The sequence below is a fragment of the Marinobacter sp. genome, assembly GCF_052091845.1.
GTDB lineage: Bacteria > Pseudomonadota > Gammaproteobacteria > Pseudomonadales > Oleiphilaceae > Marinobacter.
Map to the genome: position 1 here is coordinate 1 of NZ_JBQDCO010000030.1, position 20,236 is coordinate 20,236.

Here is a 20,236-nt window from a genome sequence, read left to right on the forward strand (position 1 = left end):
TGACGATGGCTGTATTATCGCCGATTTTGAGACTTATTCAGAGTCTCCCTAACTTCAACTCTCATCATCCGCCACCTTATAAATTGAAACTTAGCGCAAAGCTCTGAATCTGATCCTTAACTTCGCCATCTCCCTCACTCCATTGAGACTCGACCCACGAAACTGTTACCACGAACTCATCCCCGCTTTGGGTTATTGTTCCTTGTGCCTCAGGAAGCAGAACAACGCCACCATCTGACTTGTCCAGTGAGGCAGCCCACTGGACTCTATCAACGGCTCCCATATTGGAGGCATTGCAGCCACTACTGCTGCTGACACAGGCTGGCACCTCTGGCAACGCGCCACCCGCTTTAAAACTGAAACCGTCATAGCTGTCCGCTTCAGCGCTATTCGCTCTAATGCGATCGGCCATGTCGTACGCAAGAATGCTAGCTTGGGTGCGAAGGTACGCATTACGGTTACTCTCCAAGCCATTGATCACCATGGCTGCTGCGCCGAGCAAACCGACGGAAACAATGATCATAGTCACCAAAACTTCGATCATCGTGATGCCGGATTGAAGACCAAAACACGTGTTGCTCTTTTGCCCGTCTCTGCTCATGTAAGCTTCCTTATTTTCATGGGCAGCCAATGGCGTTTTCTGCATGATCATTTCCATCCCTCACAATACGAACCTGCCCGGCACCAGAAACCACCACTGCAGAAGCAGCACCTACTCCGCGCTCGTCACACACGATAAACGTTCCCGCTGCCGGTGCACCTGCGGGGAGCCTTGGCATACCTTCGGCATCAAACCTTACTGCCGAGTTAGCGCCAAACCCACGGACTCGCAGCGTGTTCCCGCCTGACAGCCCGGAATTAACTTTGAGAATTTCATCATCACCCGTGTCAAATGATGTATCGCCGTCAACGTCAGTAAATACAATCCATCCACTTTCCCACTGTTCGCTCCCGCTGCAGGTAGCCCCATCGGAGCTGGAGCACAGAGTGACGGATACACCCGGCCGGCTAGAAGCCGAACTGCGCGCATAACCGATCATCCCGGAGACAGTATTTACCTGGCCGGTCACTCTGTTGTTCAAGATCATTTCCCGAAATGACGGAATCGCGATTCCAACCGCAATACCTAAAATCACGAGCGTGATCAGCAGTTCCACCAGTGTCATACCAGATTGACGTCGCATCCAACCATCCATTTATTAGAGAACCTCTTAAGGTAAGAATAAGATGTGCCTGCGTAAAATGTCACAGGCAACAGACGGGCGGTCTGGAATCGTAGATAAGCGGAGGGGGAGTCAGGAAAAAAGTGATCTCAACCACAGTTTTCCTGACAAAGCAGTAGGGTTATATAAACACGTGGAAGCGGCAGCAGCTAGGGAGCTTCAGTCCAAACTAACCGCATCAATCCTCAACTCCTTAGGCATAGAGAACACAATATTCTCCTCACGCCCGGACACTTCCTCCGGCACGCTACCCCCAAGGTCTTGCAGGCGGGCAATGACATCATTAACCAGTACTTCCGGGGCGGAAGCGCCGGCGGTTACACCAATCGATTCTTTACCTTCCAGCCACTGGGGATCAATCTGGGAGGCTTCGTCTATCAGATACGCAGGGGTGCCCATGCGTTCAGCCAACTCGCGCAGGCGGTTGGAATTGGAGCTGTTGGGGGAACCAACAACCAGCATCAGGTCGCAGTCGCCGGCCAGTTGTTTCACGGCATCCTGGCGGTTTTGGGTGGCGTAGCAAATGTCGTCTTTGCGCGGGCCTTCAATCTCGGGAAAGCGTTCGCGCAGAGCATCAATAACCCGGGCAGTATCGTCCATGGAAAGCGTGGTCTGAGTAACGAAAGACAAGTGTGCCGGGTCTTTCACTTGCAGGCGAGACACGTCGTCTTCGTTTTCAACCAGATAGATGTCACCACTGTTGCTGTAGTCATACTGCCCCATGGTGCCCTCTACTTCCGGGTGGCCATGGTGACCGATCAGTATGCACTCACGGCCGTCACGGCTGTAGCGCATCACTTCCATATGCACCTTGGTGACCAGTGGGCAGGTCGCATCAAACACTTTCAGCCCGCGCTGGCTGGCTTCGTTTTGCACCGCCTGTGATACCCCATGGGCGCTGAAGATCACCAGCTTGTCGTCTGGTACTTCGTGCAGCTCGTCTACAAAAACAGCGCCGCGATTGCGAAGGTTGTCTACCACAAACTTGTTGTGCACAACTTCGTGGCGCACGTAAATCGGCGCACCGAATACATCCAACGCACGGTTTACTATCTCGATGGCGCGATCTACGCCTGCACAAAATCCACGGGGGTTTGCCAGTCTGATTTGCATAGTCAGTGCGTCTGTCCTGCCGGTTCTACGTCAACAATTTCCACATCAAAGGTCAGTGTACGCCCAGCCAGCGGATGATTGAAGTCTACTTCTACCTCGTCCCCTTCTACCCGGCTCACTACACCTGGCAATTCTTGCTGGCGTGCATCAGCAAAAGAAATCATCACGCCTGGCTCCAGCACCATGTCGGCGCTGAATTCATGCCGTTTGAAGGTTTGTAAATTGTTGGGATTATGTTGGCCAAAGGCCTTTTCAGGTGACACCTGATAACTGGCTTGGTCGCCGGCCTTCATGCCTAGCAAGTAGGCCTCAAAGTTTGCCGGCAGGCTTTCGTCGCCGATTTCCAGGGTCGCCGCGTCTTTGTCAAAGGTGCTGTCGATCACTTCTCCGCTCTCAAATTTCAGGGCAAAGTGCAAAGTTACGCGGGTGTCTTTATCTATTGGCAGTTCTTTCATGGGCTTTAGTTGCTCCCGTTGCCGGGCGTGCCAGAGGTGGCAGGCTTGCGGAACATATCAAGAATCATCATGGCTGCCCCTATGGTAATGGCAGTGTCGGCCAGATTAAATGCGGGAAAGTGCCAGTCCTGCCAGTAGAAATGCAGGAAATCGACCACATAGCCGTGCACTACCCTGTCGTACACGTTACCAAGGGCGCCGCCCAAAATCAGTACAATGGCTATAGCGGTCCAGGTTTCCCGACGCTTCAGGTTTCTCAGCCAGCCAACCAGCACCACGCTAACCACCAGCGCCAGCGCTACAAAAAACCAGCGCTGCCAACCAGCCGCGCCGGCAAGAAAACTGAACGCCGCGCCGGTATTGTGCAGCAGCGTCAAGTTAAACATGGGAATAACCGGTACCGGATCAGCGTAGGTGAGCATGGCTGTGGCCATGGCTTTGGTGCCAAGATCTATCGCCACTACCAACGCTGCCAGCCAGAGCCACTTCAGCTGGGTTCCGGTTACCTTCTCATTCATTATTGCTGCGTCCATCAGGCAAACGACCGGGTTTCACCCGCCCCGTCCACATTGGTTACACAACGGCCACACAGGTCTCCATGCCCGGCATGGGTACCTACGTCTTCCCGGTGGTGCCAGCAACGCTCGCACTTTTTATGGGCAGTTGGGCTAACGGCTACCCGCAACCCTTCGTAGCTCGTTAACTCTGCAGCGTCCGCTTCCGAGGCTGGCCGCACACTGGCTTCCGATGTAATCAGCACAAAACGCAGTTCGTCTCCGAGATACTCCAGATCGGCCGCCAAATTGCCTTCACAATAAAGCGTTACTTCGGCACTCAAAGACCCTTTAACCTCGCCCCGGGCACGGGCTTCTTCCAGGCATTTGTTCACCGCTTCTTTCACGCTGTAAATACGGCGCCAGTAATCACGCCCCAGTTCCGCGTTTTCAGGCAATGCTGTCAGTCCTTCGTACCAGGTTTCGTAGAACACTGTGTCGCCGTGCTCACCCGGCAGATGCTGCCAGATTTCATCCGCGGTAAAACTTAGTATTGGCGCTATCCAGCGCACCAGTGCCTCTGCCACATGGAAGAGCGCCGTCTGGCAGGAGCGGCGTGCCAGGCTATCGGCCTGGGTGGTGTACTGACGGTCCTTGATGATATCAAGATAAAAGCCGCCCAGGGTGGCCTCACAGAAACCGTAAATTTTCTGGTAAATCCGCAGGAAGTCGTAGTTCTCATAGTCTTCATGCAGTTCATTCTGCAACTGCAGCGCCCGGTCGACCATCCACTGATCGAGCGCCATCATGTCTTGCGGCGCAACCATGTGTTGTTTCGGGTCAAAGCCGGTAAGGTTACTCAGCAAAAAGCGCGACGTATTACGAATACGGCGGTACCCGTCTGCCGTCTGGCGCAGAATGCCTTTGGATACCGTCATCTCACCACTGTAATCCGTTGCAGACACCCACAAGCGAAGAATATCGGCGCCCAGTTCGTTCATCACTTCCTGGGGCGCAATCACGTTGCCCAGTGACTTGGACATCTTGAGGCCTTTGCCGTCCACGGTGAAGCCGTGGGTCAACACCTGCTTGTAGGGCGACACGCCGTTCATCGCAATGGATGTTTTCATCGATGACTGGAACCAGCCCCGGTGCTGGTCAGAGCCTTCCAGATACATGTCTGCAGGGAACTGCCCCAGCTCCGGGCGCACGCGCAGCACAGACTCATGGGTTACACCGGAATCGAACCATACATCCAGGGTATCCATCACCTTTTCATATTGGTCGGCATCGTCGCCCAATAGCGACTGGGTATCCATGTCGTACCAGGCATCAATGCCATCGGTTTCAATAACCTGAGCCACTTGCTCGATCAGGCTTTGGGTATCCGGGTGCAGCTCCTGGGTCTCCTTGTGAATAAACAAGGTAATCGGCACACCCCAGGTGCGCTGGCGTGAGATACACCAGTCCGGTGATGTCTGAAACATGGCCTCAATGCGGTTTTGCCCCCAGCCGGGCACCCAGCGCACACCTTTGATGGCTTCGAGTGCGTCCTCGCGGAGGTTTTCCTTCTCCATACTGATAAACCATTGCGGCGTGGCACGGTAGATCAACGGTGTTTTGGTGCGCCAGCAATGGGGGAAACTGTGGCGGAATGTTTCTTTGCGAACCAGCTTACCTTCACGGTCCAGAGCCTCGCATACCGGGCCATCAGCCTTGTATACGTGAACGCCGGCAAACTCACCCGCAGCGCTGGTATAGGTGCCATCGGCCTGGACCAGGCTCAATGTACCTATGCCATAGTCTTTGCCAACCACAAAGTCTTCCATGCCGTGGTCGGGCGCTGTGTGTACGGCGCCCGTACCCGCGTCGAGGGATACATGGTCACCCAGGATAGCCGGCACTTGTTTGTCGTAAACCGGGTGGTGCAAGGCAAGATGCTCAAGATCCGTGCCCGGGCACTTGCCGAGCACATGAAAGCCTTCAACCTCCCAGCGGGCCATAATGCCCTCGACCATGGCTGCCGCCAGAATCATCCGCTCCGGGCCATTGCCGGCATCAACCTGCACCAGTGCGTAGTCCAGATCGGCATTGAGCGATACCGCCTGGTTGGCGGGAATAGTCCAGGGCGTGGTGGTCCAGATAACCACAGACACATCGCCCTCGCCATTTTCCGTGCCAAACACAGACAGGGCCCTGGCTTGATCAACGGCGGTAAAGCGCACATCAATCTGCGTGGAGGTTTTGTCCTGATATTCCACCTCGGCCTCTGCAAGCGCGGACTGACCCACCACGCTCCAGTAAACCGGCCTAAAGCCGCGAACCAAATGGCCTTTGGCGACTATTTTGCCAAGCGCCCGCACAATGCCCGCTTCCACTTTCGGGTCCATGGTGAGGTAGGGCTTATCCCACTCGCCCATAATGCCCAGACGAACAAAATCTGCCTTCTGGCCAGCAATCTGCTTGGTGGCATAATCGCGGCACGCCTGACGGAAGGTTTTGTAATCTACCTTCACACCGGCCTTACCAATTTTTTGCTCAACCTTGTGCTCAATGGGCAGGCCGTGGCAATCCCAGCCGGGCACGTAAGGCGCATCAAAGCCCATAAACCCACGGGACTTAACAATCATGTCTTTCAAAATCTTGTTAACCGCATGACCAATATGAATGCTGCCGTTGGCGTATGGAGGGCCATCGTGAAGGATGAACTTTTCGCGCCCTTCACGCTGCTTGCGCAGATTGGCGTATACGTTTAGCTCCTGCCACCGCTTGAGCCTTTCAGGCTCACGGTTGGCCAGGTTACCGCGCATGGGAAACGCGGTTTCCGGCAGATTCAGAGTGTGCTTATAGTCGCTCATGGTTTGTGTGCGTACTCTTTTGGTCAGTTTATTTGGTCAGTTTGTTTGGTGAAACTGGCTCAGCGGTGGCCCTTAACGGGTGCTCCGCCAGCCACGCTCTTGCGGCGTCAAAATCCCTGGTGATCTGCGCTTTGAGCGCATCGATAGAATCAAATTTTTCTTCATCCCGCAGGCCGTGACGGAATACAACGCTAATACGCTGGCCGTAAAGTGTGCCAGTAAAGTCGAACAGGTGCACTTCCAGCGCTGGTTGCTTGCCATCTACGGTAGGTCGCAGGCCTATATTGGCAACACCATCGTGAGTGGTTCGGTCTTCAAGCGTAACGCCAACCACATACACACCTCGCAAAGCCGGCATCTGCCGCAGCAGGATATTTGCAGTAGGCGACCCGATTTGGCGGCCTAATTGCCGGCCGTAAACAACACGGCCGTGAATACGGTATGGGCGCCCCAATAGAGACTCGGCTTGCTCTAAGCGGTTGTCCAGTAGCAGGTTGCGAACCAGCGTGCTGCTGGCGCGCTCACCAGCAACGGTGACTGTGCGGGTGTTTTCAACCGAGAAGCCTGCGGTTTTGCCAACCTTCTCCAGCAATGCAAAGTCGCCAGCACGATCACAGCCAAACCGGAAATCATCACCCACTACGAGGTGGCTCACGGCAAGCCCGTCAATCAATACATCTTCAATAAAGCCCATAGCGGAATAACCGCGAAAGGTTTTATCAAACTTCAGGCAAAGCACGATATCAATGCCTGCGGCCAGCAGTGTTTCAATTTTTTGCCGAAACCCCATCAGCCTGGGAGGCGCTTCCAGCCCCTGAAAAAACTCCCTTGGCAGCGGCTCGAAAATCATAACAACCGAAGGTAAATTCAAAGCCGCTGCCTTGCTTTTTACCTGATCGATAATAGTTTGGTGGCCCAGATGAACACCGTCAAAATTGCCAATAGTGGCAACGCAGCCTTCTGCCAGTGGTGAATCCACCTGCCTGGAAAGCATTTTCAGGTTGGTCAGGCCCCGGATCAGACGCATGCAATGCGAACCTTCATTTGCCAGTTAGCTTTCAGCGCTTACTCAGTGTGCAAAGCGCTGGCGAGAAAATGCGCGATTATACCTTACCTCTGACGAAAATGTCTTATCCGCACACCTGCTAGCGTCAGAACAATAAAGTAGGCACCACCAGCCAAAATCACCAGCATGCCCATGTACAAAGAGCGCTCTATACCGTCTGCCGACAACCAACGCATTGCAGGCATGTTCAGCCAAAGGATAACCGCAACCATAGCAGCATTAGCCAGGCCAAGCTGTGCGAGGTACTTTGGCCAGCCGGGCTGGCCCTGCCAGGCGCCCTGCCGCCTCAGGCCACGCCAAAGCAGAACCGCGTTGAGCCAGGCTGACAGCGATGTTGCCAACGCTAAACCGGCGTGGGCCAAAGGCACAATCAGGACCAGGTTAAACACCATGTTGGCCACCATAGCAATGATGCCAATTTTCACCGGTGTGCGAGTATCCTGGCGCGCAAAAAAGCCGGGCGCCAATACCTTGATTACCATGAACGCCAACAGCCCTGCGGAATAGGCTCGCAAGCTCTGGGCCGACATAGCGACGTCTCTATCGGTAACCTCACCATAGTGAAACAGAGTGGCTATAAGTGGTTCTGCCAACAACGCCAAGGCCAGTGCAGCAGGAACCCCTATAATCAGCACGGCACGCACCGCCCAATCCAACGTAGCCGCAAACTGCTCGTTAGAGGCAGCTGCGTGCTTACGGGACAAGCTGGGAAGAATAACCGTGGCAATAGCAATTCCGAACACCCCTAGTGGCAGCTCGGAAAGCCGATCGGAATAATACAACCAGGAAACGCTACCGGTTTGCAGGAACGACGCCAGAACCGTATCCAGCAACAGGTTTATCTGGCTAACCGACACACCAAAAAGCGCGGGCACCATCAGCTTCAGTATACGGCTAACCCCCTCGTGCCGGTAATCAATCTTGGGCCGGGGCATCAGCCCAAGTCGCATCAAAAATGGCAGCTGAAAAAACAACTGCAGCGCCCCGGCGATGAACACCCCCCAGGCCAGCGCCATAACAGGCTCACTCATCACGGGCGTAAGATAAACGGCTGCACCGATCATCGCGAGATTGAGCAACACTGGCGTGAAAGCCGGCACGGCAAAGCGGTCGTAGCTGTTGAGAATGCCGCCGGCAAACGCCGTGAGGGAGATCATCAGTAAATACGGAAAAGTGATGCGCAGCATGTCGCTGGTCAACGCAAACTTAACGTCATCATCCAGAAATCCGGGGGCAAACACCGCGGTAAGCAGGGGGGCGCCCAGCATGGCCACCAGAGTAATGCCCAGCAAAACAAGCCCCAGAGAACCGGCCACCGCATCCACCAAGCGTTTTACGTCGGAAACCTGCTGTTTTTGGCGGTATGAGGACAACACGGGCACAAAAGCCTGCGAAAATGCACCTTCGGCGAACAGCCGGCGTAAAAAATTCGGAATCTTGAAGGCGACAAAAAAAGCATCCGCCCCGGCACCGGCGCCGAAATAGCGGGCAATCACCATATCCCGTACCAGGCCTAAAACCCGGGACAGCATAGTCATAATGCCGACCAAACCAGAAGAACGAAGCAAGCCGGGAGCCTTGGCAGGCGGCTGTTTTTGCGGGGGCGTTTCACGTTGCGATGACATGCGGGGCTTTTATCCGGGCGTTGCACACACTTTGGGTCGGGCATCTCGGGAATTACTAGCTTCCCTGCTGCACCCGTATCCGGCGAGCCGGGAGTTTAGCACAGGCCTTTTGTGCCGTGGGGCCATATGGGGTTTGGTATTGACATTTACGGGATTGAGCGGCATAGTTCCGCGTCATTTATTTCGACGCGCTGATTATCGCGCGCCCGCGATTTAAGGGAGCCTCTGGTGGTATTTTGCTCAGAGCTTTCCGTACGAATCATTCAGTAACGAACTTTCAGTACTCAGGAGTTTTACGGTGGCAAATACCCCGCAAGCCAAAAAACGCGCACGCCAGAACGAGAACAGCCGCAAGCACAACGCCAGCCTGCGCTCAATGACCCGCACCTACATGAAAAAGGTTCAGGCCAAAATTGATTCTGGCAACTACGAAGAAGCACAGACTGCTTTCCAGACTGCCCAGCCAATTATGGACAGCATGGTCAACAAAGGCGTCTTCTCCAAGAACAAGGTTGCCCGCCTGAAGAGCCGCATGGTCACCAAGATCAAGGCGCTGAAGAGCGACTGATAGCGCACAACGCTAGAAAGCTCTTACTGCGAATAAAAAAACCGGCCTTCAGCCGGTTTTTTTTGCTTCAATCAGTCACTTTTGATTTAAATAATAACCATATTGTCCCGATGAATCATTTCCTCATCGGAAATATAACCCAGAATATCGGTAATACTGACGCTCGAACGGCCAGCTATTGCTCTTGCGTCGCCTGCATCATAATTAACCAGCCCGCGCGCAACTTCGTTACCATCTAACCCTACGCAAGACACCATCTCGCCACGCCGAAAACGCCCAACAACGCCCTGAACTCCCACCGGAAGAAGGCTGCGACCACCCTGACGAAGTACCTTTACGGCCCCATCATCCAGCGTTAATTTGCCTCTGGTTTGTAAATGGCTAGCTAACCACTGCTTGCGTGCGGCAATACGACCCTGCTCAGGAAGCAGCAAAGTACCCACAACCTCGCCCTGGCGCAACCGGGTAAGAACACCTTCAATACGGCCACCCACAATAACCGTGAAGGCCCCGGATCTTGCCGCCAAACGCGACGCACGAAGCTTGGTTTGCATTCCGCCGCGACCAAGCGCACCAGCACTACCGCCAGCCATGGCATCCAACGCACTGTCGCCGGCAAACCGCTCGGTAATCAGGCTGGCATCGGTGTGTTTACGCGGGTCTTTATCAAACAGGCCTAGCTGATCTGTCAATATAATCAGCCCGTCCGCCTCAACAACGTTGGCAACCAACGCCCCTAGAGTGTCGTTATCACCAAAACGAATCTCATCCGTTACCACCGTATCGTTCTCGTTCACAATAGGCACAACACCAAAATCCAGCAGCGCCCTGAGCGTACTACGACCATTCAGGTAGCGCTTACGGTCGGAAAGATCATCGTGGGTTAACAAAATCTGCGCGGTATGAATACCGTGGCGCTTGAACTGCGCCTCCCAAGTTTGAACCAGCCCCATTTGTCCCACGGCGGCAGCGGCCTGCAATTCGTGCAGCTGTTGCGGGCGGTCTTTCCAACCCAGGCGGCTCATACCCTCGGCCACAGACCCAGATGAAACCACCACCAACTCTACGCCCTGCGCTACAAGTGCGGCCATTTGATCAACCCAAAGACCCAACGCTTCCACATCCAGGCCACGGCCATCATTGGTCAGTAAGGCACTTCCAATTTTAACCACCAGGCGGCGGGCCTGGTGCAGCTGGACGCGCTCAGTCATGGTAAAAGCCAAATTTAGTCCGGTGCATAGACCACTTCAACATCGTAATCATCATCGTCGTCATCGAAACCATCATCAGCTTCTTCGCGGGCAGCGCGGATAGCTTGCTTTTCTTCCTCTATGCCGACCCTGGCCTCTTCATCCATACGCTGGCGTTTTTCAGCTTCGCGCTCGGCAATCTCAGGGTTTTCGGCCTCTTCCTCGGCGCGCGCTTCAATCCAACGCATAACAGCTTGGGTCAGTGGCTTGGTACCTTCACCACTTAACGCTGAAATGTGGAAAACCGGGCCGCCCCAGCCAAGCTCATCAATAATTGCCTGACAGTGGGCCCCTCGTTCATCTTCCGGCACCATATCGACCTTGTTAAGCACCAGCCAGCGATCACGATTAGCCAGAGTTTCACTAAACTTTTCCAGCTCATGAACAATAGTGCGAGCCGCATCGGCCGGCGAAGAACCGTCGTAAGGGGCTACATCCACCAAATGCAACAACAAGCGGGTGCGAACCAGGTGCTTCAGAAAACGAATACCCAAGCCGGCACCTTCCGCGGCACCTTCAATCAGGCCGGGAATATCCGCAATCACAAAACTTTGATGCGCCTGCACACTCACCACACCAAGATTGGGCACCAGCGTAGTAAATGGATAGTCGGCCACTTTGGGCGTCGCCGCAGACACAGAGCGAATAAAGGTAGATTTACCGGCGTTGGGCAACCCCAAAAGACCGACATCCGCCAGCACCTTTAGCTCCAGACGCAAATTCCGAAGCTCGCCTTCAGAACCTTTTGAGGTTTGGCGGGGCGCACGATTTACAGACGACTTGAAACGAGTATTACCCAGACCATGAAAACCACCCTGAGCGACCTTCAGGCGCTGACCAATGCGGGTCAGATCACCAAGCACCTCATGGGTATCCATATCAACCACGGTGGTACCAACCGGAACAGGCAACACCCGATCCTCACCCTTGGTACCGGTACAGTTGCGCCCGGCACCTTGCTCGCCACCCTGGGCCTTGTGCTTGCGCTGAAAGCGGTAATCAATGAGCGTATTGAGGGACTCGTCCGCCTCAAGATATACGGAGCCACCATCCCCACCGTCGCCGCCGTCCGGGCCACCCCTGGGAACGTACTTTTCACGCCGAAAACTCAGGCAACCGTGCCCCCCGTTACCGGCCTCTACAATAATGGTGGCTTCGTCTACGAATTTCATGAAATAAACCCTTTGCGCATGGCGCATAAACTAAAAAGCCCCGCAGCCTCAATGAAGCTTTGCGGGGCTCCGGGCAGCTATGACATCTTACTGTATCAGCAGAATATCAGGGCTACCCAAGGTTCGACAGAACCGGATCGCCGCTGCTTACGCAGCAGCCGGAACGATGCTTACGAACTTGCGGTTCTGCGGACCTTTTACTTCGAACTTAACCTGGCCACCTGCTTTCGCAAACAGCGTGTGGTCTTTGCCCAGGCCAACATTAGCGCCTGCGTGGAAGCGGGTTCCGCGCTGACGAACAATAATGCTGCCCGCAGATACTGATTCACCGCCGTATCGCTTCACACCAAGCCGTTTCGACTCGGAATCCCGACCGTTACGGGTACTACCTGCTGCTTTTTTGTGAGCCATGACAAGCCTCCTAAGTAAGGGGTTTTTCCAGGACTTAGCCTTGAATACCCGTGATCTTGACTTCAGTAAACCACTGACGGTGGCCCTGACGCTTCATCGAATGCTTACGACGACGGAACTTGATGATGTTGATCTTCTCGTGACGTCCGTGGCTAACCACCTCCGCAGTCACTTTGGCACCCTCAACAACCGGCGCACCAACCTTGAAGTTGTCGCCATCGGCGACCAGCAGGACGCGATCGAAATCGATGTTGCCACCGGTTTCCACTTCCAGCTTTTCCAGCTTCAGAGTTTCGCCTTCTTTAACACGGTGCTGCTTACCACCGCTTACAATAACTGCGTACATTAACCTTCTCCGCGATTGACCCATCCCTGCTCTTATCCGCCTGATTCTAAGGGAGGCGCTTTGGCGACCCTATAACAGGGAGCGCAGGTTGGGATGAGTTGGGCGCGTGATTGTACGAAAAGCTGCTTCGCAATACAAGCCAAGTTGACACTAACCGCAGCAAAACCTAGCATTGCCGCGACCTGCCTGAATTATCAGCACATGCAAACCCACGACACCAGCAAGGGATCCATAAGCCGCATGACAGCCCAGCGCATTTACGACACAGTGGCGGACGACTTCAGCCGCGTTAATGACCTGATCACCCAGCGGCTTTCTTCAGACGTTCCACTGGTTGAAAAAATAGCCCAGCACATTATTGAAAGCGGCGGCAAACGCCTGAGACCCTTGCTGGTATTGCTTTCCAGCCGAGCGGCAGGCTACCGCGAAGACGACCACCTGAAGCTGGCCGTGGTGATCGAATTTCTGCACACAGCCACCCTGCTCCATGATGATGTGGTAGACACCTCTGATATGCGCCGGGGCCGAAGTACCGCAAATGCCAATTGGGGGAACGCCCCCAGCGTGCTGGTAGGTGATTTCCTTTACGCCCGTGCATTCGAGATGATGGTGGAGCTAAAAAGCCTGCCAATCATGAGCATACTGTCGCACGCCACGTCGGTGATCGCCCAGGGCGAAGTGATGCAGTTAATGAATGTGAAGAACCCGGATCTTACCGAAGAGCAGTACATGAAGGTGATCCACAACAAAACAGCCATGCTTTTTGAAGCCGCCTCCCATACCGGTGCGCTGCTTGCCAACGCCAGCGATGCACAGGAGTTGGCGCTGAAAAACTACGGCAAGCATTTGGGGCTGGCTTTCCAGCTTGTGGACGATGTACTGGATTATCGCGGCGACGCAGAAGCCATGGGCAAGAACGTTGGCGATGACCTGGCAGAAGGCAAAACCACCCTGCCGCTGATCCACGCCATGGCCAACAGCAACGAAGAAGATCGTCAGATCATTCGCCGGGCCATACGAAAAGGCGGGCTGGATGACTTGCCGCGGGTGCTAAAGCTTGTGGAGGCATCTGGCGCACTGGAATACACCATGCAAAGAGCCAAAGCCGAGGCGGCCAACGCGTCAGACACCCTGGACGCCCTTGCCGCCTCACCGCACAAAGAGGCCCTGGAACAACTGACCCATGTGGCCGTGGCGCGAGTCAGTTAGGTGCCTTGACAGGCAGGTCAACGGGATCAACAACCGAATCGTTTATACTGGGGATCATCCAAGCCACGAGCGGAGCCCATTGATGCAGCAACTGTCGGAACTGGACGCCTCTTTCCTGTATCTGGAATCTGATAACGCGCCGATGCACATCGGCAGCATCTACCTTTTCGATGCCAGCGAACGGGAAACGCCACTGGCGTTCAGCACCTTTATTGCCTATCTGCACAGCCGCCTCCATGTAGTGCCGGTTTTTCGCCAGCGCCTGGAAGAGTTTCCGCTGCGTCTGGGCCGCCCTCACTGGATCGACGACCCGAATTTCAGCATCGAACGACACCTCGCCTATGTAAGCCTCGGTGACAACAGCCAGGAAAGCGATCTTATGAGCCTTGCCACCAGGGTTATAGAGGAGCCGCTAAAACGGGATCGTCCACTTTGGCACATAACCTTTGTGGACGGTTTTCGACTGAGGGGCGAAAGAGAGAGCCGGGCAGGCTTCGCACTCATCGTAAAGCTGCACCACGCAGCCATTGATGCGTTCAGTGGTGAGGAAATTATAGGAAAGCTTCTCGAGTACACGCCCCAACCACAACCCATAACACCGCCACGCCCCTGGCAACCACAACCCAAGCCATCGCAAGAACGGATAATTATTCAAACCGGTGCAAACATGCTGCGCACACCCTGGCGGGTGACCTCACGGGCAGCCAGCGCCACGGGTGCCGCGGCCCGAGGCTTGCTCCAGAAGCAAATGCGGAAAATCCCCCTGCCATTTCCGCTGTTTTCCGCACCCCAAAGCCTGCTGAACCGCCAGATCACAGCCAACCGCCAGATTGTTTCAGCCAGAGTGGAATTGGCCCGCCTGAAGGCTATCAAAGCCTCCCTTGGAGACGTCACCCTTAACGACGTGGTACTGGGGCTTTGCGCAGAAACGCTGCGACGATATCTGTGTCACCAGGGCGCTGACACCGATGACTCTCTAATCGCCATGACGCCCATTTCAGTGCGATCCAGCACTTTGCGCAAAAGCACCGGCAACCAGATGTCGGCCATGCTTCTGGACCTTGCCACCAAAGAGCAAAACCCGGCCCGGCGTATTCGCAGAATTCACTGGAACGCGGCAGCTTCCGAGCCATACCGTGAGGCCATTGCCGCCGACCGACTGACAGAGCTTTTACCCTCTACCATGCTGGCATTATCTGCGCGATTGTACTCGGAACTGCAGGTTGCCCAGCGTTATCAGCCAGTATTCAACCTGCCTATTACCAACGTGCCTGGCCCCCAGGTGCCTCTGTACTTACAGGGTGCGAAGCTGGTGCAGCAATACAATACCGCGCCGCTGTTCGATAGCATGGGGCTGGTGGTTGTCGCTGTGAGCTACCAGGGCAGCCTAACACTCAACTTTACCGTTTGCCCTGACGTAGTGGCCCATAGTGACTCGCTTCGCAATCATGTCCTTGACAGCTTAACCGCCATTGAGAAAGCGGCCAGCGTCTTGAATCCCGAGGAAATGCATGGGCCACTCACAGAAGCCCCGAATCCGACACTGGCAGACGAGGCCATGAGCACCCTGGAGAACGCCCTGAAAAAGCTTTTGGGGCGATTCAGGCGCTAACAACCAAGCAACACTCGATGCTTATTCGAACGCCCAGCGCAGAAATGTTTTTTTCTCTTCATCACTCGCCGTGTTCCAGATGGCTTTCAAGCGATTAAGCGCGCTTTCGCCATTACCGGTTGCCGCCTCGCCATCGTCAGCCAAACCGCTGGCACCGTCAGACACAGGCGTGCGAGCGGCAACCACGCTGTCGCTGGGTGACCAGGCAGATGATTGCGCCAGGGCCTGGCCATTAACCCCAACAACCGCTGCGGAAAACCCGGGCATCATTTCCTCTGCCTGACGACGGGAATCCGGCTTGTCAAACTCAAAATGGTAGGTTTCATTCGGGGCAGCTTCAAAGCTCACAACCTGGGGGGCGCTTTCGATGATATGAACTTTCGATTCACCATTGTCCACCACTCCGGATTTTGCCCAGATGGTTTTATAGGTAAAAACCACCTGGTTTTCGCCGGGCAACAACGCATAATCCAGCGCCATATCGTCCATCAGATAGTTCTTCATTGAGCGGCCGTTAACTTCACTAACGTGAATAACTCCAGGCGCCTCAAGTGTTGATGAATTCACCGCCGCAGCCGGGCTCCCTTCCCAGGTCTCCAGCTTGGTAACCGCTGAAGAGCAACCCGTCAAAACCAACAGCAGCGCTGCACAAATCGTTGCTTGAGCTCTCTGCATCCACTGGCGGGAACCACTCTTCTGAAACCTGGTTACACGTAAAACCTTAGCAATACTCATGCTTACTCCTTTGAAGTGGGGGGTAAAGGCCTGACAGGAAGGGCACAGCCAGCTATGCAGCATTTTGAACACCACGCCCGATGAGGGCAACTGGAAACGACAAAGTATTCACCAACAGGCAAGGATGTTTGCGCTGTCACATATTTGTTAAACAATGTTGAATTCCCCGGAAACTGTATTAATTTTTAACAGAGCCATGTAAAACAATACAGCCCCGATGGGCAAACACAGTATGAGGGCACGGAGCCGACCATGAATACCCAAGTCAGATCAGGAGAAGATGTGCATATCCCCTTTCGTAGTGGCCGATATTTTTGTGTTGGTCGCGACTGGTACTTTACAACCAGAGAAGGTTTTGACAGCGGGCCCTTTGCGTCCCGGGAACGAGCTGAGCTCGGCCTGAAACGCTTCCTGCATGTGATAAAGCTGCTTCCGGAAAAGCAAAAGATGCACTAACGCCTGCTAAAAAATATAAGGCATAAGCCAAACATCAATTGCAAGCAGACACACAAGCGCCATTACACCTGCAACCACATCATCTATCATAATCCCAAGCCCTCCGGGCATGCGCTCATCCAGCCAGCTGATCGGCCATGGCTTGAGCACATCAAAAAGCCGGAAAAGCAAAAACGCGAGCAATACGCCGGTTATGTGATCCGGAAACAACCCGAGGGCAATCCACATCCCTACAAACTCGTCCCACACAATTCCTCCATGATCGTGCACCTTGAGATCTGCCGCAGTTTTTCCACACAGCCATACGCCCACCACAAATGCCAGAGCAACTACTGCCCAGTAAGCAACAGGCGGCAGCCAGGCAAACCCATACCAGAAGGGAATCGCGGCCAGGCTACCCCAGGTTCCGGGCGCCCGCGGCACTGCGCCACTGCCAAAGCCGAACGCCAAAAGATGCACCGGATTCTTCAAAAAACCCGGCGGCAAGATCGCCTGGGGCAAATCCGGTTCTGGCCACTGGTCTTCCTGGTTCATGCTTTCCCCCTAAAATGGTCAAAACCCACAGCGTCTGAACCAGACATTACCGTAGTGCCGTCAAGGCGCAAACCGGGCGTAGACTCAACCACACCAATTACAGTGAACTGTTGTTTCAGCGAGGGCGGCGCGTTGGCCCACGTTGCTTCTGCAAGGGTGGCGCACAACTCGTAATCGTCGCCAGAGTGCAGCGCATAATCTGTCGCTGCACTGCCTTTCAACCGGGCAAGTGCTGGCGAGACAGGTATGTGGGCACGCTCAACACTCGCGCCTACCGAGGAAGCTTCAAGAATATGGTTAAGGTCTGCCAGCAAACCGTCAGATACATCAATGGCAGCAGTGGCAAGGTGTCTTAAAGCCTCCCCCAACTTCAACCTTGGCCGGGGATGATGGTAGCGCTCCAGCACATACTGCTCATCTGTGAGGGGGTGACGGGGTTCGATATAGCTGCCAGCCTCCAGAGAGCCGTCAGGCAATAGATAATCCAGCGCGGCACCGGCATCACCCAGGGTGCCGGACACCACCACCAGATCACCCGGTTTAGCACCAGAGCGACAGATGGCACTGCCCTGCTCTACCAGACCGTGAACCTGCACGCTTAGCGTCAAAGGCCCGCGAGTGGTGTCGCCACCGGCGAGCACCAGGCCGAACGATTCGGCCGCCTTACCTAATCCGCCAGCAAAGTCCCACAACCAGGGTTCGTTGACCTCGGGCAAAGTCAGTGCAAGGGTAAAGCAAGTGGGCTCTGCGCCCATGGCAGCGAGATCGCTGGCGGCAACGGCGAGCGTTCGCCAGGCGAGATAGTCGGGGCGGTAGTTGCGCGGAAAATGCACACCCTCAACCAGCGTATCGATGGAAAAAACCAGATCAAAACCGGAAGGAACTCTTTGAACAGCACAATCGTCGCCCGGCCCCACAACAACAGAGTGGGGACCGTGCAAACGGGCTAACGGCATGAAATATTGCCGAATCAGCTCAAATTCACCCATCGGTCAGTGCGAGCGGGTCTCGGCGATACGCAGGCGGCGGCCCAGCTTGTCGAGCACGCTGTTAACAAACTTATGCCCCTCGGTACCACCGAATCGCTTTGCCAACTCAATCCCCTCGTTAATCACCACACGGTAGGGTACATCCAGGCGGTGGCGCAACTCATAAGCGCCCACACGAACAATGGCCATCTCCACCGGGTCTACCTCCTGCAGAGGGCGATCGAGATACGGCTCAATCAGTTTGTCCAACTCTGCCTGTTCACGGTGCACACCGCGCAGAACATCACGGAAGAACAGGCTATCTACCTTGGCCATGTCGTTGTCGACCATGAACTCGGCTTCGATATCCGAAATCGGGCTCTTGGTAAAGTGGCGCTGGTAAAGCCCCTGCATTGCCAGAACCCGGGCACGGCGTCGATCGCCAGCTTTTGGCTGGCCTGACGGCGCCGGCCGGGATGTTGTATCTTCAGTGTCGCTCATTACTCGCCCAGTTTGTTGAATAGGCTGACCATTTCCAGCGCTGTGATCGCTGCCTCGGCGCCTTTATTACCGGCCTTGGTACCGGAGCGCTCAATAGCCTGCTCGATAGAATCTACGGTCAGTATCCCAAAGGTCACTGGCACGTCTGTTTCCAGGCTTACCGCACCAATACCGCTGGATGCTTCACCTGCAACATATTCAAAGTGCGGCGTTCCACCACGTATCACGGCGCCAAGGGCAATGATGGCATCGTAGCCACCAGATTCTGCAACGCGCTTGACCGCCAGAGGCATTTCATAAGCCCCGGGTACACGCACAATGGTGATGTCGGCTTCAGCAATACCGTGACGACGCAGGGTATCAATAGCACCTTCTACCAGGCTTTCCACAACAAATCCGTTAAAACGACCCACGACCAGCGCGTAGCGCCCGGTGCACTGGGTAAAATCACCTTCAATTACTTTGATATCCGCCATCGGTGGCTCCTTCACGAGCTACAACAACAGTGTTGCAGCCAGGTTTATCATTCGGGGGTATAGGGAATGTATTCAACCACTTCCAGATCAAACCCGGAAATGGCGGAGTATTTTACCGGCGGGCTCAGCAAGCGCATCTTGCTTACGCCCAGATCTCGCAGAATCTGCGAGCCGGTTCCCACGGTAAAGTAAACACCGGAGCTACCCTTGCCAGCTGGCTTTTGGCCCTGATCAAAGAACTCCTGAATACGGTCTTCCAGGTCATAGCTGTCTTCAGCGCTGTTTAGCAAAACCACCACGCCGCGGCCTTCCTTCGCCACCTTTTCCAATGCATGGTGCAGCGGCCAGCTGCGTGAGTCCTTGCGGCGAGCACCCAGCAAATCCCGCAACGTATCGGTAATGTGAACACGCACATGCACCGGCTCATCGGCGGAAATGTCGCCATAAATCATGGCCAGATGGGTCGTACCCTGAATAATGTCCCGGTATGTGCGCAGTTTGAACACGCCATATTCCGTATCAAGCTCGTTTTCTTCCACACACTCGATAGTGCGCTCATTCATGGTGCGGTAGTGAATCAGGTCTGCAATGGTGCCAATTTTCAGATTGTGCTCAACGGCAAAAAGCTCAAGATCTTCCCGCCGCGCCATGGAGCCATCATCGTTCATCACTTCACAAATAACGCCTGCAGGTTCGCAACCGGCCAGCGAGGCAAGATCACAGGACGCTTCAGTGTGCCCTGCACGGCTAAGCACACCGCCCGGATCAGACATTAGAGGGAATATATGCCCCGGCTGTACCAGATCCGACGCCCTGGCATTGCGGGCAACCGCAGCCTGCACAGTGCGGGCACGATCCGCGGCTGAAATTCCGGTGGTCACGCCGGTGGTTGCTTCGATAGACAGCGTGAATTTGGTACCGAAACCCGAGGCGTTCTGCTGAACCATCAGGGGCAGGCCCAGCTGCTCGCAGCGTGTGCGGGTCATGGGCATGCAGATCAGACCGCGACCGAAGCGCGCCATAAAATTGATGTCTTCGGCAGAGCAATGCTCGGCAGCCATCACCAGGTCGCCTTCGTTTTCGCGGTCTTCGTCATCCATCAGGATAACCATCTTGCCCTGACGGATGTCTTCGATGATTTCTTCAACGCTGTTCAGTGCCATA

Annotated in this window: 22 protein-coding genes; 4 read left to right on the top strand and 18 right to left on the bottom strand. The window is 54.9% G+C overall.

Features of this window, described 5'->3' with window-relative positions:
• Nucleotides 1–76: 76 nt before the first annotated feature.
• The 8 genes from pilV to murJ all read right to left on the bottom strand — a co-directional run bounded on the left by pilV (nucleotide 77) and on the right by murJ (nucleotide 8,834).
• Nucleotides 77–646: a type IV pilus modification protein PilV gene (gene pilV, locus ACTHYN_RS10770; RefSeq protein WP_441812455.1), complete on the bottom strand. Its 570-nt coding sequence runs from the start codon at nucleotides 644–646 to the stop codon at nucleotides 77–79.
• Nucleotides 618–1,184 carry a pilus assembly FimT family protein gene (locus ACTHYN_RS10775; protein ID WP_441812456.1) on the bottom strand — a complete coding sequence of 189 codons (567 nt, stop codon included), beginning with the start codon at nucleotides 1,182–1,184 and terminating at the stop codon, nucleotides 618–620. The genes pilV and ACTHYN_RS10775 overlap by 29 nt, the downstream gene beginning before the upstream one ends.
• 198 nt (nucleotides 1,185–1,382) lie before the next feature.
• Complete coding sequence (gene ispH, locus ACTHYN_RS10780; protein ID WP_441812457.1) at nucleotides 1,383–2,336, bottom strand: 4-hydroxy-3-methylbut-2-enyl diphosphate reductase; 954 nt, start codon at nucleotides 2,334–2,336, stop codon at nucleotides 1,383–1,385.
• Between the two features lie 2 nt (nucleotides 2,337–2,338).
• Complete coding sequence (fkpB, locus tag ACTHYN_RS10785) at nucleotides 2,339–2,791, bottom strand: FKBP-type peptidyl-prolyl cis-trans isomerase (RefSeq protein WP_441812458.1); 453 nt, start codon at nucleotides 2,789–2,791, stop codon at nucleotides 2,339–2,341.
• A 5-nt stretch (nucleotides 2,792–2,796) separates the two neighbouring features.
• The gene (lspA, locus tag ACTHYN_RS10790; protein WP_441812459.1) at nucleotides 2,797–3,324 is read right to left on the bottom strand and encodes a signal peptidase II; all 528 of its coding nucleotides are present in this window, start codon (nucleotides 3,322–3,324) and stop codon (nucleotides 2,797–2,799) included.
• Complete coding sequence (ileS, locus tag ACTHYN_RS10795) at nucleotides 3,324–6,143, bottom strand: isoleucine--tRNA ligase (RefSeq protein ID WP_441812460.1); 2,820 nt, start codon at nucleotides 6,141–6,143, stop codon at nucleotides 3,324–3,326. The genes lspA and ileS overlap by 1 nt, the downstream gene beginning before the upstream one ends.
• Nucleotides 6,144–6,171: 28 nt before the next feature.
• On the bottom strand, nucleotides 6,172–7,170 hold the full coding sequence (gene ribF, locus ACTHYN_RS10800) for a bifunctional riboflavin kinase/FAD synthetase (RefSeq protein WP_441812461.1): 999 nt from the start codon (nucleotides 7,168–7,170) through the stop codon (nucleotides 6,172–6,174).
• An 83-nt stretch (nucleotides 7,171–7,253) separates the two neighbouring features.
• Complete coding sequence (murJ, locus tag ACTHYN_RS10805) at nucleotides 7,254–8,834, bottom strand: murein biosynthesis integral membrane protein MurJ (protein ID WP_441812462.1); 1,581 nt, start codon at nucleotides 8,832–8,834, stop codon at nucleotides 7,254–7,256.
• A 298-nt stretch (nucleotides 8,835–9,132) separates the two neighbouring features.
• Between murJ and rpsT the strand changes: the two genes are divergently transcribed.
• Complete coding sequence (gene rpsT, locus ACTHYN_RS10810) at nucleotides 9,133–9,402, top strand: 30S ribosomal protein S20 (protein WP_441812463.1); 270 nt, start codon at nucleotides 9,133–9,135, stop codon at nucleotides 9,400–9,402.
• An 86-nt stretch (nucleotides 9,403–9,488) separates the two neighbouring features.
• Here the strand turns inward: rpsT and proB are convergent, their stop codons facing one another.
• From proB to rplU, 4 genes are all read right to left on the bottom strand, one after another.
• Nucleotides 9,489–10,613: a glutamate 5-kinase gene (gene proB, locus ACTHYN_RS10815; protein ID WP_441812464.1), complete on the bottom strand. Its 1,125-nt coding sequence runs from the start codon at nucleotides 10,611–10,613 to the stop codon at nucleotides 9,489–9,491.
• A gap of 14 nt (nucleotides 10,614–10,627) precedes the next feature.
• Nucleotides 10,628–11,824: an Obg family GTPase CgtA gene (cgtA, locus tag ACTHYN_RS10820; protein WP_441812465.1), complete on the bottom strand. Its 1,197-nt coding sequence runs from the start codon at nucleotides 11,822–11,824 to the stop codon at nucleotides 10,628–10,630.
• 147 nt (nucleotides 11,825–11,971) lie between these two features.
• Nucleotides 11,972–12,235, bottom strand: a complete 264-nt coding sequence (rpmA, locus tag ACTHYN_RS10825; RefSeq protein WP_441812466.1) for a 50S ribosomal protein L27 — start codon at nucleotides 12,233–12,235, stop codon at nucleotides 11,972–11,974.
• Nucleotides 12,236–12,269: 34 nt separating this feature from the next.
• The gene (rplU, locus tag ACTHYN_RS10830; RefSeq protein WP_441812467.1) at nucleotides 12,270–12,581 is read right to left on the bottom strand and encodes a 50S ribosomal protein L21; all 312 of its coding nucleotides are present in this window, start codon (nucleotides 12,579–12,581) and stop codon (nucleotides 12,270–12,272) included.
• A 240-nt stretch (nucleotides 12,582–12,821) separates the two neighbouring features.
• On the opposite strand from rplU, the gene ispB reads away from it, so the two are divergent.
• On the top strand, nucleotides 12,822–13,790 hold the full coding sequence (ispB, locus tag ACTHYN_RS10835) for an octaprenyl diphosphate synthase (RefSeq protein WP_441812495.1): 969 nt from the start codon (nucleotides 12,822–12,824) through the stop codon (nucleotides 13,788–13,790).
• 82 nt (nucleotides 13,791–13,872) lie between these two features.
• On the top strand, nucleotides 13,873–15,402 hold the full coding sequence (locus tag ACTHYN_RS10840) for a wax ester/triacylglycerol synthase family O-acyltransferase (RefSeq protein ID WP_441812468.1): 1,530 nt from the start codon (nucleotides 13,873–13,875) through the stop codon (nucleotides 15,400–15,402).
• A gap of 21 nt (nucleotides 15,403–15,423) precedes the next feature.
• Here ACTHYN_RS10840 and ACTHYN_RS10845 read toward each other — a convergent pair whose 3' ends face one another.
• Nucleotides 15,424–16,137, bottom strand: a complete 714-nt coding sequence (locus tag ACTHYN_RS10845; RefSeq protein WP_441812469.1) for a DUF2057 family protein — start codon at nucleotides 16,135–16,137, stop codon at nucleotides 15,424–15,426.
• A gap of 252 nt (nucleotides 16,138–16,389) precedes the next feature.
• On the opposite strand from ACTHYN_RS10845, the gene ACTHYN_RS10850 reads away from it, so the two are divergent.
• The gene (locus ACTHYN_RS10850; protein WP_441812470.1) at nucleotides 16,390–16,593 is read left to right on the top strand and encodes a DUF6316 family protein; all 204 of its coding nucleotides are present in this window, start codon (nucleotides 16,390–16,392) and stop codon (nucleotides 16,591–16,593) included.
• Nucleotides 16,594–16,599: 6 nt separating this feature from the next.
• On the opposite strand, the gene ACTHYN_RS10855 is transcribed toward ACTHYN_RS10850, so the two are convergent.
• The 5 genes from ACTHYN_RS10855 to ribBA are packed head-to-tail and all read right to left on the bottom strand — an operon-like array spanning nucleotide 16,600 to nucleotide 20,235.
• Entirely contained in the window at nucleotides 16,600–17,127 is a 528-nt protein-coding gene (locus tag ACTHYN_RS10855; protein ID WP_441812471.1) for a phosphatidylglycerophosphatase A family protein, read from the bottom strand.
• The gene (thiL, locus tag ACTHYN_RS10860) at nucleotides 17,124–18,116 is read right to left on the bottom strand and encodes a thiamine-phosphate kinase (protein WP_441812472.1); all 993 of its coding nucleotides are present in this window, start codon (nucleotides 18,114–18,116) and stop codon (nucleotides 17,124–17,126) included. Before thiL ends, ACTHYN_RS10855 begins: the two co-directional genes overlap by 4 nt.
• Before the next feature lie 3 nt (nucleotides 18,117–18,119).
• Nucleotides 18,120–18,596 carry a transcription antitermination factor NusB gene (gene nusB, locus ACTHYN_RS10865; protein ID WP_441812473.1) on the bottom strand — a complete coding sequence of 159 codons (477 nt, stop codon included), beginning with the start codon at nucleotides 18,594–18,596 and terminating at the stop codon, nucleotides 18,120–18,122.
• On the bottom strand, nucleotides 18,596–19,072 hold the full coding sequence (ribH, locus tag ACTHYN_RS10870; protein ID WP_441812474.1) for a 6,7-dimethyl-8-ribityllumazine synthase: 477 nt from the start codon (nucleotides 19,070–19,072) through the stop codon (nucleotides 18,596–18,598). Before ribH ends, nusB begins: the two co-directional genes overlap by 1 nt.
• Nucleotides 19,073–19,119: 47 nt before the next feature.
• A complete protein-coding gene (gene ribBA, locus ACTHYN_RS10875; RefSeq protein ID WP_441812475.1) occupies nucleotides 19,120–20,235 on the bottom strand; it encodes a bifunctional 3,4-dihydroxy-2-butanone-4-phosphate synthase/GTP cyclohydrolase II in 1,116 nt (371 codons plus the stop codon).
• Nucleotide 20,236: the final 1 nt, after the last annotated feature.